Origin of the sequence: Alteromonas sp. RKMC-009 (assembly GCF_003584565.2) — a bacterium.
Taxonomy (GTDB): Bacteria; Pseudomonadota; Gammaproteobacteria; order Enterobacterales; family Alteromonadaceae; genus Alteromonas.
Genome location: NZ_CP031010.1, coordinates 1004437 through 1017321 on the forward strand (window position 1 = coordinate 1004437; position 12885 = coordinate 1017321).

Genomic DNA, 12885 nt, shown 5'->3' on the forward strand with positions numbered 1-12885 from the left:
CGGTTGTAGCGGTGTGAGTGCCGGTGGCGAAATCTCCGCTAAATGCTCATCCCGATATCTTAACTATAGCCTGAATTGCTCACCAAGGTATACATCACGAACTTTTTGATTACTTAATACCTGTTCTGCGGTGCCCTGAGCAATCAGTTCTCCATGACTGACGATATAGGCCTCTTCACACACATCAAGGGTTTCCCTGACATTGTGGTCGGTGATGAGGATACCGATACCTCTGTCCCGTAAGTGCTGAATGATCTTCTTTATATCATTAACCGAAATCGGGTCAACTCCGGCGAAGGGTTCATCGAGCAAAATAAATTGCGGATTGGCTGCCAGTGCGCGGGCAATTTCAACCCGGCGGCGTTCGCCACCCGACAAACTCATACCTGTGCTATTACGTATATGGTTAATATTAAATTCATCAAGTAGTGCATCCGCTTCCTGCTCACGTTGATGACTTTTTAAGTCTTTACGCGTCTGCAATATCGCCATGATGTTTTCATGTACGGTCAGCTTGCGGAAAATGGATGCCTCCTGGGGCAAATAACCAATTCCCCGGCGGGCACGTTCGTGCATTGGCTGGTGAGTCAGCTCCTGCTCATCTATGAGGATTTTGCCTTTATCCAGCGGCACAAGACCGACAATCATGTAAAACGTTGTGGTTTTACCTGCACCGTTAGGACCCAGCAGACCTACTATCTGTCCGGTAGAAACCGATAAACTAACGTCACGGACGACCTGGCGTGATTTATACGACTTTGCCAGATGAGTCGCACTCAGGGTTGCCATGTAACTCAGTTACCCTCGTTTTCGTTGCTGTCTGAAGTCTTGTTCTCTTCCTTCAACTCTTTAACTGTGTCAGGACGGAAAACCGTGGTTACCCGGCCGTTGCTGTTACTTTCACCGCCGGTTGCCAGAAGTTGCTCTTTTGACATGTCATAGGTGATGCTATCTCCCTGGACCATGCTGGTATCTTGCTGGATTTTCGCATCACCTTGCAAGGAAATAAGTTGTTTGGCGACTTCGTAGCGAATTTCATTTGCGCTGGCTTTTACCTTTGCACCGTCATCCAGGGTTTGAGAATAACTGGCTGGTTTTCCGCGGGCGATAAAAATTTCTTTTCCTTCGCCTTCACTGGCGATGGCTTCCACTTCATCTGCGGCAATAATGAGTGAACCCTGGGTGATTTTCACATCGTCTTTAAAAACCGATTTTTTCTTCTTACCGTCGATAAACTGTGACTTGGCATCCACGGTAATCGGCTTTTCAAAATCACCGGAGCCGGCCATTGCCTCACCGGCAACAGCAAGCAGCGTTATTACTGCAAAAAGGCTAACTGCCCGGGGAATAAATTGTCTGCACATGATCAATTAACTCATATTGTTGGGTACGCAGGTTCGCATTGAAACCGTTACTTTTAATGATGGTCTGTACGCCGCGTATATCTACCGGCTGGTCTGAAGTCATGGTTTTGTCATCCAGATTCACCTTAATAAAATTGGTTGTGATGGTCTGGATAAACTCTTCAGGGTTCAGGCTTTTTATCAGCACATTGTCTTCCAGCTGGATCAGGTCATCGTTGTAGAGTGTGCCTTCATCAGCGGTAACTTGCCATGGGGCCTCGTCATCATTCACATAGACAGTGTATTTGGGTTGGTCGAATAACACAAAGCCTAGTTGGTCGTAATGCTCCATAGAGGCGGCAAAGACTTCGTGGTTGAGTTTGCCTTCTTCGTTGTACAGCGTGGTTGTCAAATTCTTTGCTTTATAGGCAGGGCGTAAGGCGTCTGCACCGGCTTTTTTCGCCGGTGCCTGCTCTTCTGCCATCCATACAGGAAGGTACATCAGCAGCGCCATAACAAACAGCGCAGAAATACTGATCCCTAAACGGTTCATACACTGGCCCCGTGTATGGTGTCCAGCGTACCGAGCGCTTGTAAAATTACATCACAGACTTCCCGTACTGCCCCGAATCCACCATTTTTTGTGGTGATCCAGTTCGCTTCGCGGGTAACGGCCGGATGGGCATCTTTCACCGCAATTTTTGTTTCGGCAAACCGGTACATGCCAAGATCCGGCATATCATCACCGATAGCTGCGACCTCTGATGGCGCCAGATTCAACATTTCGCACAACTGAGCCATAGCCGTGGCTTTATCTTCCTGACCCTGAATAATGTGCTTCACATTCAGGGCGGTCATGCGATTCTTTACAATGGCCGAGTCGCGGCCGGTTATGACAGCAACGTCCACACCACTGTTTATTAATGCTTTAACGCCATAGCCATCGCGGGTGTGAAAGGCTTTTAACTCTTCACCATTGTTGCCAAGGTAAATTCTGCCGTCAGAAAATACGCCGTCGATATCACAAACGAGCAGTTTTAGCCCTTTGAGTTTTTCAAACCGCTCTTCACTGATCACACCGTAAAAAGTGACTTCATGTCCCATCAGAGAACTCCTGCTTTAAGCAACATATGCATGTTGAATGCGCCCACTGGGTAATGATTTTCATCCACCACCATCAGCGCACTGATCTTGTGTTTTTCCATTAAATTTAACGCTTCCACTGCCAGTGTACCGGAGCGGGTAGTTTTCCCGCCGCGGGTCATAACATTGGCTACCGGAGTAGTATGAATGTCGGTTCTGGCGTCCAGGATTCGTCTCAGATCGCCGTCGGTAAAAATACCGCTGAGTTTGCCGCTGTCATCTGTAATACCTGTCATTCCCAGACCTTTAGAAGATATTTCCAGCAGAGCCTGTGAAATGGTCGCGGCAGACGATACAAGAGGAAGAGCGTCGCCGGTCAGCATGATATCGCCCACTTTGAGTAACAGTTTCCGGCCCAGACTGCCGCCCGGATGAGAGAGGGCGAAATCATCTGATGTGAATCCTTTAGCATCCAGTAGTGCAATGGCCAGCGCGTCACCCATTACCAGCGTTGCTGTAGTACTTGAGGTCGGTGCAAGCCCCAGCGAACAGGCTTCTTTTTCCACACTGATATTGAGTACCACATTGGCATGCTGGCCGAGGGTGCTTGATTCGCTGTTCGTCATCGCGATGACAGGCACAGACAACCGCTTGACCACGGGAAGCAGGTTCACCAGTTCGCCGGTTTCTCCGGAATTTGAAATAGCCAGCAATATGTCTGTCTGACTGAGCATGCCGAGATCGCCATGATTGGCTTCGCCCGGGTGCATGAAAAAGGCCGGTGTGCCTGTACTGGCAAGAGTCGCAGCAATTTTGCGTCCGATGTGGCCGGATTTCCCCATGCCGCACACGACGACTTTGCCTTTGCATTCGGACAACAAGGTGCAGGCTTGCTCAAATTTATTGTCCAGCCGGGATGCCAGCGCACTTACTGCGCTGGTTTCAATTTCTATGACCCGTCTGGCTGACGCGATATACGGTGAATTACTCATTTAACCAAATAACCAGAATTGATACGCCACAAAGCATAGTACAAAGATGCCACCTTCCAGGCGGCCTAACTGGCGTTTGCCGATAAAATTAAAGCTCAGGAAAAATAATAACACTGTGAGACCAAACATCACCCACATGTCTCTGTTATACACATTCTCGTCCAGTAGCCCGGGAGCAATGAGTCCCGGCATACCTAATACTGCCAGCAGATTAAAGATATTCGAGCCGATAACATTTCCCAGTGCCAGATCGCTTTCACCTTTCAGTACACCGGCCACACTGGCGGCCAGTTCCGGTAAGCTGGTGCCCAGCGCTATGATTGTCAGACCGATTACCAGGTCGGACACTCCGAAGAAATGGGCGATATCTACTGCTGCATTCACCATAAAATGGGCGCTGAGTGGCAGTAACACAATACCCACGCCAACCCACAACACCGCAGAACCGGTATTTACACCATCGGGAATTTCTCCGTCAGTTTCTTTCACCAACGGATCTTCTTTATCTACCTGTAATGAAATCCAAGCCATACCTGCGAGTACAAATACAAACAGGCCGAGGAGAATCATGCCTTCCAGGTGAGCCAGTTTGCCGTTATTAAGAAAGAACATGGCAAGCACGGTTACACCAAGCAGAACCGGGAATTCACGTTTTAAAGTAGAGGAAGAGACGACGAGCGGTTTGACCAGGGCCGTGATACCCAGCACAAGGGCAACATTGGTAATATTCGAGCCCAGCGCATTACCTACCGCTGTGTTCATATTGCCATTTGAAGAGGCGATAGCTGATACAACAATTTCCGGTGCTGATGACCCCATAGCGACAATGGTTAAACCAATCATCATGGGGGAGATTCCGATATTTTTCGCCAGTGCGGAAGCGCCATAAACGAAGCGGTCGGCACTCCAGCTAAGTACAGCAAGACCCAGCAGGAAAATACAGATAGAAAGTATCACAAGTTACCATTCGTCCTTTGTTTTTTCGGATTGTCGCAAAAAGTACAGCATTTGCATACGGTTTAGATAGAATACCTGCTAATACGGTTGCAACTGGTTATAAGTGCAACAGTTGCTGTTGCTTTTCCGCTATCTGCAAGCATATTTCTGCTCTGTATCAACAACATCAATGTGATAAATCATCCGGATTGTCAAAAACTGTCAGCATGATGACAAAAGTGTAATCGCGCTGTGACGGTTTTTTTTACGTACAAAAGAGAGTGGTCAGTCTTGAGGCTGGCTCTGATGGCATGATTCTCGCTGGCAAGCTTGCCGGAACCGGAGAAATTTGCGCAGACAGTGGCAATAAAAGCAAGCGTAAAGTTTTCGAAAAATGCGAACACACCTTGTAACTTTTTCGTTTTGGCGGCTGTCCTCAAATGAAGATACAATGGTGTATGTAAAATCGGGTAGTAGCATTTTCTGCTACCGCCGGCAAAGAACATAAAGGGAAGGCGCGTCTTCAAGAATATGGGAAATTTAGTGGAAATAGATAACATGACATTCCGGCGCGGATCCCGCGTTATCTATGACGGAGTGTCGATTGTTGTTCCCAAAGGCAAGATTACAGCGGTAATGGGCCCGAGCGGAATCGGCAAAACGACTTTGCTGAAATTGATTGGCGGGCAGCTCCCGCCGGATGAAGGCGATATCCGCTTCGATGGCGACAGTATTGTTTCTATGAGTCGCAGCGAGTTATACAAAACCCGTCGTCGCATGAGCATGTTGTTTCAGAGCGGAGCGCTTTTTACTGACATGACGGTACGCGACAACGTAGCGTTTCCGCTCAAAGAACATACAAAGCTAAGCGATGATATTATCAACACCATTGTCGCACTTAAGCTACAGGCTGTAGGGTTACGTGGTGCGGCAGATATGATGCCCAGTGAACTGTCCGGTGGTATGGCCAGACGTGCTGCACTGGCCCGTTCTATTTCTCTGGATCCGGATCTCATCATGTATGACGAGCCTTTCGCTGGCCAGGACCCCATCTCCATGGGGGTGCTGGTGAAATTGATTCGTGAACTGAATGATGCCCTTGATGTCACCAGTATCGTAGTGACACACGATGTCACGGAAGTGCTTACCATTGCTGATTACATCTACATTCTGGCGGATAAGCGCATTATCGGTCAGGGCACTGCCGAAGAAATTCAAAACAGCGATTCTGCGCTGGTTCAGCAGTTTCTGAATGGTGAAGCCGATGGACCGGTGCCATTTCACTATCCGGCGAAAGACTTATCCGACAGTTTGTTCGGGGGTAAGTCATGAAGTTTCTTCAACAAACCGGCGCTGCAACCATCGCCAAAGTCGCTGCAATTGGCCGTGCAGGCATCATGCTTTCCGGTGCCTTATTTGCAGCTCCCAAAGTTAAGAATATCTCACTGACCATTCGTCAGCTTTATGTTGTGGGTGTGCAATCACTGCTGATTATTCTGGTATCAGGCCTGTTCATTGGCATGGTAATGGCTTTGCAGGGCTATACCATTCTGGTGGGTTATGGAGCTGAAGGCAGCCTGGGGCCCATGGTCGCACTGTCATTGTTACGGGAATTGGGACCGGTGGTCACCGCATTACTATTTGCCGGTCGTGCAGGTTCTGCATTAACCGCCGAAATCGGGTTAATGAAAGCCACAGAGCAATTATCCAGTCTGGAAATGATGGCGGTGGATCCTCTTCGCAGAGTGGTTGCTCCCCGTTTCTGGGCCGGCATGATCGCTATGCCGTCACTGGCAATGATATTCAGTGCGGTTGGTATTCTGGGTGGTCACCTGGTTGGTGTCGACTGGCTGGGTGTTGATGGCGGTAGTTACTGGTCGTTGATGCAATCAACGGTTGAATGGCAAAAAGATGTGGTCAACGGCGTCATAAAAAGCCTCGTGTTTGCCCTGGTTGTGACCTGGATTGCCATATTTAAAGGATATGATTCGGTTCCGACCTCAGAAGGCATCAGTAAAGCCACGACGGAAACCGTTGTTTTTTCATCATTAGCTGTATTGGGGTTGGACTTCGTACTCACTGCCCTGATGTTCGGAATTGAGTAGAGGATAGAAATGAATAAGTACAAAACGGAAGTGATGGTTGGTGTATTTGTGGTGCTGACTATTGCAGCCACCTTATTGCTGGCTTTGAAAGTGGCAAACCAGACCATGACCAACGCAGGCGACACGTATAACCTCTACGCCAAATTCGACAATATTGGCGGCCTGAAAGTGCGCTCTGCGGTAAAAGTGGGCGGTGTGACAATTGGTCGTGTAACAGATATTCATCTGGATAAAGAAGACTACACGCCGGTTGTGACGCTGAGCATTTCGACCAGTTACGAAGGATTTCCTGATACCAGTTCGGTATCCATTCTGACATCCGGCCTGCTGGGTGAGCAATACGTCGGATTTCAGCCCGGTTTTTCCTTCGACGGGGTTGAAGAGCTGAAAGACGGTGACTATTTACAAGACACCAAGTCTGCGCTGGTGCTTGAGGATCTGATTGGTCAGTTCCTGTTCAACCGCGGCGGCAGCAGCGACAGTAACGAATAATTGAAACAATTTCCGTGATGCGGGGGTCTGATTCTTTAAGGCTACCGCACCACAATAAGGACACAATTTTAGGAGATTAAGTGTTGAAAAAGCTTTTATTGATTGCCGGCTTACTGGTTGCAAGTGTAACTGGCGGGGTGCAGGCCCAGGAAGTTAACGAACAAAACCCGTACGCACTGGTTAAAGAAGCCGGTCAGAAAACCTTTGATCGCATCAAAGCCAGTCAGGCGCAGATCGAGAAAGATCCTGAAGAACTGCGCACCATCATGAAAGAAGAGTTGTTGCCTCATATCGATTATCAGTTCGCGGCTTTTAAAGTGCTGGGTAAATACTTCAAGTCAGTACCCAAAGATAAATTATCAGAATACGTTCAGGTATTCAGACAGTACCTTATCACGACTTATGCGGTAGCAATGGGCTACTACGACAATCAGAAAGTGACTTTCGAGCCTGAAGGAGACTTTTCAGATAAAAAGTCTGTAACTGTGCGCGCTGTGGTTCAGGATCCCGGTCGCCCGGACATTAAAGTGGCATTCCAGGTTCGTAAGGACAGCCGGACTAACGAATGGAAAGCCTATGACATGGTCGCTGAAGGCATTAGCCTGCTGGACAGCAAGCGCAGTGAATTCGAACCTATTCTGCGTCAGGAAGGCATTGATGCCGTGCTGAAATTAATGCGTGAGAAAATCGAACAGCCTGTAGGCGAGCAAGTTAAGCAGGCACAAGATAAGGATGCTGCGTGAGTCTTTTTCAGCTAGGTGAAAATGGTATTGTGCATATTCACGGTCACCTCGACCGTGATACACTCGCTAAAAATTGGTGGGACATGTTAAGTTCCGCTGAAAAATCCGCTCTGGCAAAGCAGGGGCGCTGCATACTCGATTTAGGGGATGTAGAGCGAATCGACAGTGCCGGTCTCGCCTGGTTGATAAACGCTGTGCGTGACGGCAAAGGCAATCACGTAGATGTAGTACTGGCACAGGTGCCGGAGAAACTACTGAAACTGGCTAAAATCAGCGACGTCGATACCCTGTTGCCCGTAGAATAATACGTTTCCAAATCTAAGAGTTAGCAGACCATGGAATTATCTGATATCGAAACTTTGCTGAAAGACAAGCTGGGTTTAACTGAAGTACACGTTAAAGGCGAAGGTTCACATTTCACTATTATTGCTGTCAGTGACAGCTTCAATGAAATGAGCCGCGTACAGCGCCAGCAGGCTGTTTACGGCCCGCTGCAGGACAAAATTGCCGATGGCTCAATGCATGCCATTTCTATTAAAACCTTCTCTGAAGCAGACTGGCAGCGTGAGCGTCAGTTCCACGTACCTCAATAACGGTAAATACATCTGTGGATAAACTCGTAATCAAAAAGAGCCCGCCACTGAATGGCGAAGTACGTATCAGTGGTGCTAAAAACGCTGCGCTGCCGTTATTATTTACCCCGCTTCTTACTTCTGACACGTGTCGTTTTACGAACGTACCTGCACTCAGAGATATCAATACCACCACGGCTTTACTGAAAGAACTGGGTGCAGAAGTCTCCCGGCCGGCAACGAATGAAGTGGTTATCTCATCTGCATCATTGAACAGTGTTACTGCATCGTATGACCTGGTGAAAACCATGCGTGCCTCTATTCTGGTGCTGGGGCCTTTACTTGCGAAGCAGGGAAAAGCGAATGTTTCCTTACCCGGAGGCTGTGCTATCGGCGCACGTCCGGTGAATTTGCATTTGTCAGGTTTAGAACTGATGGGTGCAAAAATTGAAGTCGACGAAGGTTATATTCGCGCTGAAGTAGACGGCCGCCTGAAAGGGGCGCGTATCTTTATGGATATGGTCAGTGTCGGGGCCACGGAAAACCTGATGATGGCAGCTGCACTGGCAGACGGTACCACTGAGCTGGAAAACGCTGCCCGTGAACCGGAAATCGTCGACCTTGCTAACTGTCTTAATCAGATGGGGGCAAAAGTTAAAGGTGCTGGTACCGATCATATCACCATAGAAGGTGTGGAACGCTTAAACGGTTGTGATTACCGTGTACTGCCAGACCGTATTGAAACCGGAACGTTCCTTGTCGCTGCAGCTGTATCCGGTGGCAAAGTTAAGTGCCTGGATGCTGCGCCGGATACGCTGGAAGCCGTACTTAATAAGTTACGACAGGCTGGTGCCGTTATAACCACAGGTGATGACTGGATTGAACTGGATATGCAAGGGAGAAAGCCTAAAGCGGTGCAGGTGAAAACCGCCCCTCATCCGGCTTTCCCGACAGACATGCAAGCGCAGTTTGTCACGCTGAACTGCGTGGCAGAAGGTTCCGGTGTGATTACTGAAACCATCTTCGAGAACCGTTTCATGCATGTGCCCGAGTTACAACGCATGGGCGCTGAAATCGCGCTTGAAGGTAACAGTGCGCTGACGAAAGGGACATCGCGATTAAAAGGTGCACCGGTGATGGCCACTGATTTACGGGCATCAGCAAGTCTGGTAATTGCAGGTTTGATTGCTGACGGTGAAACCCACGTGAGCCGTATTTATCACCTTGATCGTGGCTACGAAGGCATTGAAGAAAAGCTCAGTGGTTTAGGGGCTAACATTACCCGCGAAAAAGAATAACCAGACAAGAACATCGTTACAGTTTACCTGTTTACGATTGCTCTTACCGGATCTTCGGAAAACGTAATAAAAAGTCAGCGCCACCAAGCTGACTTTTTTGTACCTCACATTCCCCGTCATGCCACAGCATAATGCGCCTGACGATGGCCAGACCCAAACCGGCCCCGCCACGCTCACGGCTTCTTGCTGCATCAGGCCGGTAGAATGGGACAAAAATCTTCTCTATGTTTTCTTCGCTTACCCCGGGCCCGTCATCTTCTACATGCAAAACAATGTGGTTACGGTTGTCACTTACCCGGAGCCGCACTTCCGTGCGGGCGTAGTGGATGGCATTTAGCAGCAGATTTTCAATAGCCCTGCCAATGTAATAATCGTCCCCCAGAACCACTAAACCGTCATTGTCCGCAGTAACTGAAACTGAGATGGCGGTATTTCCGGCAGTACGTTCTGCTAAATTTTCCGCCATTGCCCTTAACGGGATCTGACTGACATTCAGTTCAGGCTGACGTCCGTCGTGGCGCAAATAGTCCAGCATTTCCTGCACCATACGCTCAAGTTCATTCACGTCTTCCCGCATCGCCTTCCACCCTTCTTCATCAGCGGGACGTTCTGTTGCCAGCGCAAACTTAAGCCGCGCCAGCGGGGTACGCAGTTCGTGCGCGACTGCACCGGTCATTTCTTTATGCCGGTTAAATAATTCGGTTACCTGTGCACTGAGCTGATTTAACGCTTTAGCGATAGGCGCAACCACCGAGCGTTTAGGCAGCCATATTTTCCCGAAAGATCCATCGGCGTTAACGTTGCTCAGGCCGCGGGTAATGGTGGTGAGATCCCGCCAGAGTGGCCAGAGCCAGAGTGCAATCAATGCCCCGAGCAGAACGTAGAAAACCGTTGAATACCAAAGGGCACGTGAAAGAGAGCCGGTAACCGGCAGGGTCAGTTCATACAACGTGGTGTCGTCTGCGCGGGCGTATAACTGTATTGAGTCCTGATAGAACAGGGGAACGACTTCGCCGTTTTCCAGCGCCTGTTCCGATGCCGGACTGAAAGCCAGTGAGGCGGCAGGGATCACTCTGGGTTCCAGTTTTGCGCCGGCAAGCCAGGCGGCTCTTTCCTCCGGTTTCCTGGCAACAGTTTCCAGTGCAAGGACTATATCCGTTGCCTCGTCACTCAGGCCTTCGTCTGATGTAAAAAATAACGGTTCCAGCGCGGCACTTAACCCCGCCAGAGCAAGCGCGATAAAAAGATAAAGGCTCAGGAAAAGGCGGGTCACTTTAATCCCACGCATCTGCGACGAAGAAAAAGCCTTTACCCCAAATCGTTTTTATACGGTAAGGGTTGCTGGGATTATCGTGAAGCTTTTTCCTGAGTCTCGACACCCGAACGTCAGCGGAACGGTCGAGGCCATCATATTCTCTGCCGATGATCTCTTCGTAAATGGTGTTCCTGTCCACCACTTCAGAGGGGTGACTGGCGAGCAACCATAACATATCGAATTCGTGACTGGTCAGGGTGATTTCTTCACCGTGTAATAATACCTGTCTGGCCGCTTTGTCGACGGTAAGGTTCCCATACGTCAGAACCGGTTCACGTCCCGCTTCATTGGGCCGTCCGGCAGATTTGATACGACGCAGGAGTGCATGAACACGTGCCAGCAGAACTCTGGGTTCTATGGGTTTGGTGACATAATCGTCTGCGCCGATTTCCAGTCCAAGCACCTGGTCGAAATCATCATCCCTGGCAGTCATAAACAGCAGCGGGCCTTCATAATGACGTCTCAGATGCTTGCAGAGTGTAAAGCCATCATCACCCGGTAACATCACATCCAAAATGACCAGTGACGGCTTTTGCAGCTTTACTGTTGAAATAAGCTGACTACCGTCAGCCATTGCAGTAACGTCAAAATGATGCTGCTGAAGAAAATCTTTGACCAGCGTGCGTAAACGGGCGTCATCTTCCACAAGGACAATATGTGACATCAGAACAGACTCCATGGATCACGAACCCGTTTTCGCTTTTCTTTTTGTTTCCATTTCACCAGCAATTTTTGGGAATAGATAACATCGCCACGGGTATTTTTTATAAAAATCCAGCTGTCATGCTTTAGCCGGACAGTCTGAGGCGGCAGGCTCCCTGTACCGCAGAAAAGCTGCTTCTCATCTGCATAAACACAAAATTCATTATCAACGGCATGCTGTGGTACATGAATAGTGATGCGCATTTCACAGGGCTCTGTTTGTTGCTCTCCAACACATATCTGGGGCATGATCTCCCAGCTTTCTCCCCGTGCCGTGTTGCAGAGCAGAAAAGTAAATACGAGTATTATTGTTATGATCTTCCCTGACACACCCGGCTCCGCTAAAACTGGTATGTCAGGCCGGTGAAGACCGTGAGAATATCATGACCGGTCAACAACGGGCTTTCCGTCACCGCGTCGGGAAGATACTGATAACGGGTAAAGGCCAGTAAGCCCCAGTGTTTGTTAAACTGCCTGGTTACCGCTACATTGACACCCGGCCTGAATCCGCTGCCGGCACTGTACCAGAGCCGCTTATCTGGAGTGTCCTTTCCATCAATACCATAGTAATAGTCGTTAAATGTCCTGTTGTTCCATACCAGTTGCGGACTGACACTGAACAGCCATTTCTGCCAGCGGTGACTGAAACGCCAGGCAATACGGGCCTTTACACCCTGGTGGATCCCTGCGATGTCTTTCTCTACAGAAAATTGCCACTCGTTGGCGGGTGAGCTGCCGGCATGGAGCCGTACTCCTGCATGTCCGCCATTTCTGCGATCTGCAATACTGTCTACGTTGATCTCTGTATTGGCTTCGGCGGCCGGAGTGACAGCCAACTGCTCACGGGAAAACAGCTCTGCCGGGGTGGCATCGAAACCTTCATAGGAAAAGAAAGGACGGGCTTCACGATCGATAACCAGATAGGCATCAACAGACAAACCCGGCTGGTTGCTTTGCCATTGATAACCGAATTCAAAATTATCAAAATAAAAGGACTCAGCGTACCAGGCTATATCGCCAATCAGAACGAGTGACTGTGTACTGCCGCCCCTCAACGGATTAGTCCGGCCGCCAGCACCAACGGCCGCGGCTACCCGCCACTGACCAGTATCAATGCATTCACCTTTACTGTTGCATCCGCTCGCTGCGAGGGCCGGGCCTGTGAAAAGGGTGCAAATAAGAATGAACAAACGAATTTTCAACAAACAAAACTCTTCAGGTGACGTACCGGTAATCTGATGCAGCCATCAGATTAGCCTGCCGGCGGATTGCAAGAAAGGGGCAGTTACAATTTAAAACAAATC

At 49.2% G+C, this 12885-nt stretch carries 18 protein-coding genes; 7 read left to right on the forward strand and 11 right to left on the reverse strand.

What is annotated here, in order from left to right:
* Positions 1 to 63: 63 nt before the first annotated feature.
* From lptB to DS731_RS22010, 7 genes are all read right to left on the reverse strand, one after another.
* On the reverse strand, positions 64 to 789 hold the full coding sequence (lptB, locus tag DS731_RS04400) for an LPS export ABC transporter ATP-binding protein (RefSeq protein WP_119500185.1): 726 nt from the start codon (positions 787 to 789) through the stop codon (positions 64 to 66).
* Between the two features lie 5 nt (positions 790 to 794).
* The gene (gene lptA, locus DS731_RS04405) at positions 795 to 1364 is read right to left on the reverse strand and encodes a lipopolysaccharide transport periplasmic protein LptA (protein ID WP_119500186.1); all 570 of its coding nucleotides are present in this window, start codon (positions 1362 to 1364) and stop codon (positions 795 to 797) included.
* Positions 1333 to 1896, reverse strand: a complete 564-nt coding sequence (lptC, locus tag DS731_RS04410; protein ID WP_119500187.1) for an LPS export ABC transporter periplasmic protein LptC — start codon at positions 1894 to 1896, stop codon at positions 1333 to 1335. Before lptC ends, lptA begins: the two co-directional genes overlap by 32 nt.
* Entirely contained in the window at positions 1893 to 2447 is a 555-nt protein-coding gene (kdsC, locus tag DS731_RS04415; RefSeq protein ID WP_119500188.1) for a 3-deoxy-manno-octulosonate-8-phosphatase KdsC, read from the reverse strand. Before kdsC ends, lptC begins: the two co-directional genes overlap by 4 nt.
* Positions 2447 to 3418, reverse strand: a complete 972-nt coding sequence (locus DS731_RS04420) for a KpsF/GutQ family sugar-phosphate isomerase (RefSeq protein ID WP_119500189.1) — start codon at positions 3416 to 3418, stop codon at positions 2447 to 2449. Before DS731_RS04420 ends, kdsC begins: the two co-directional genes overlap by 1 nt.
* Positions 3419 to 4375, reverse strand: a complete 957-nt coding sequence (locus tag DS731_RS04425; protein ID WP_119500190.1) for a calcium/sodium antiporter — start codon at positions 4373 to 4375, stop codon at positions 3419 to 3421.
* A 191-nt stretch (positions 4376 to 4566) separates the two neighbouring features.
* A complete protein-coding gene (locus tag DS731_RS22010) occupies positions 4567 to 4914 on the reverse strand; it encodes a hypothetical protein (protein WP_119500191.1) in 348 nt (115 codons plus the stop codon).
* On the opposite strand from DS731_RS22010, the gene DS731_RS04430 reads away from it, so the two are divergent.
* The 7 genes from DS731_RS04430 to murA all read left to right on the forward strand — a co-directional run bounded on the left by DS731_RS04430 (position 4886) and on the right by murA (position 9564).
* Positions 4886 to 5686 (forward strand): ATP-binding cassette domain-containing protein, encoded by an 801-nt coding sequence (locus tag DS731_RS04430; RefSeq protein WP_119500192.1) that lies wholly within the window; start codon positions 4886 to 4888, stop codon positions 5684 to 5686. The genes DS731_RS22010 and DS731_RS04430 overlap by 29 nt on opposite strands.
* The gene (gene mlaE / locus DS731_RS04435; protein WP_119500193.1) at positions 5683 to 6459 is read left to right on the forward strand and encodes a lipid asymmetry maintenance ABC transporter permease subunit MlaE; all 777 of its coding nucleotides are present in this window, start codon (positions 5683 to 5685) and stop codon (positions 6457 to 6459) included. The genes DS731_RS04430 and mlaE overlap by 4 nt, the downstream gene beginning before the upstream one ends.
* Before the next feature lie 9 nt (positions 6460 to 6468).
* Entirely contained in the window at positions 6469 to 6951 is a 483-nt protein-coding gene (gene mlaD / locus DS731_RS04440; protein ID WP_119500194.1) for an outer membrane lipid asymmetry maintenance protein MlaD, read from the forward strand.
* A gap of 83 nt (positions 6952 to 7034) precedes the next feature.
* Positions 7035 to 7694: an MlaC/ttg2D family ABC transporter substrate-binding protein gene (locus tag DS731_RS04445; RefSeq protein ID WP_119503297.1), complete on the forward strand. Its 660-nt coding sequence runs from the start codon at positions 7035 to 7037 to the stop codon at positions 7692 to 7694.
* Positions 7691 to 7999: an STAS domain-containing protein gene (locus DS731_RS04450; RefSeq protein ID WP_119500195.1), complete on the forward strand. Its 309-nt coding sequence runs from the start codon at positions 7691 to 7693 to the stop codon at positions 7997 to 7999. The genes DS731_RS04445 and DS731_RS04450 overlap by 4 nt, the downstream gene beginning before the upstream one ends.
* Before the next feature lie 30 nt (positions 8000 to 8029).
* Complete coding sequence (locus DS731_RS04455) at positions 8030 to 8287, forward strand: BolA family protein (RefSeq protein WP_119500196.1); 258 nt, start codon at positions 8030 to 8032, stop codon at positions 8285 to 8287.
* A 14-nt stretch (positions 8288 to 8301) separates the two neighbouring features.
* The gene (gene murA, locus DS731_RS04460; protein ID WP_119500197.1) at positions 8302 to 9564 is read left to right on the forward strand and encodes a UDP-N-acetylglucosamine 1-carboxyvinyltransferase; all 1263 of its coding nucleotides are present in this window, start codon (positions 8302 to 8304) and stop codon (positions 9562 to 9564) included.
* Positions 9565 to 9607: 43 nt separating this feature from the next.
* Here murA and DS731_RS04465 read toward each other — a convergent pair whose 3' ends face one another.
* The 4 genes from DS731_RS04465 to DS731_RS04480 form a co-directional block, all read right to left on the reverse strand.
* Positions 9608 to 10837, reverse strand: coding sequence for an ATP-binding protein (locus DS731_RS04465; protein ID WP_161599095.1), 1230 nt, complete (start codon positions 10835 to 10837; stop codon positions 9608 to 9610).
* 1 nt (position 10838) lies between these two features.
* On the reverse strand, positions 10839 to 11543 hold the full coding sequence (locus tag DS731_RS04470; protein WP_119503298.1) for a response regulator: 705 nt from the start codon (positions 11541 to 11543) through the stop codon (positions 10839 to 10841).
* Complete coding sequence (locus tag DS731_RS04475) at positions 11543 to 11830, reverse strand: DUF3019 domain-containing protein (RefSeq protein WP_150154231.1); 288 nt, start codon at positions 11828 to 11830, stop codon at positions 11543 to 11545. Before DS731_RS04475 ends, DS731_RS04470 begins: the two co-directional genes overlap by 1 nt.
* Before the next feature lie 92 nt (positions 11831 to 11922).
* Positions 11923 to 12786, reverse strand: coding sequence for a MipA/OmpV family protein (locus DS731_RS04480; protein ID WP_161599096.1), 864 nt, complete (start codon positions 12784 to 12786; stop codon positions 11923 to 11925).
* Between the last annotated feature and the right edge of the window lie 99 nt (positions 12787 to 12885).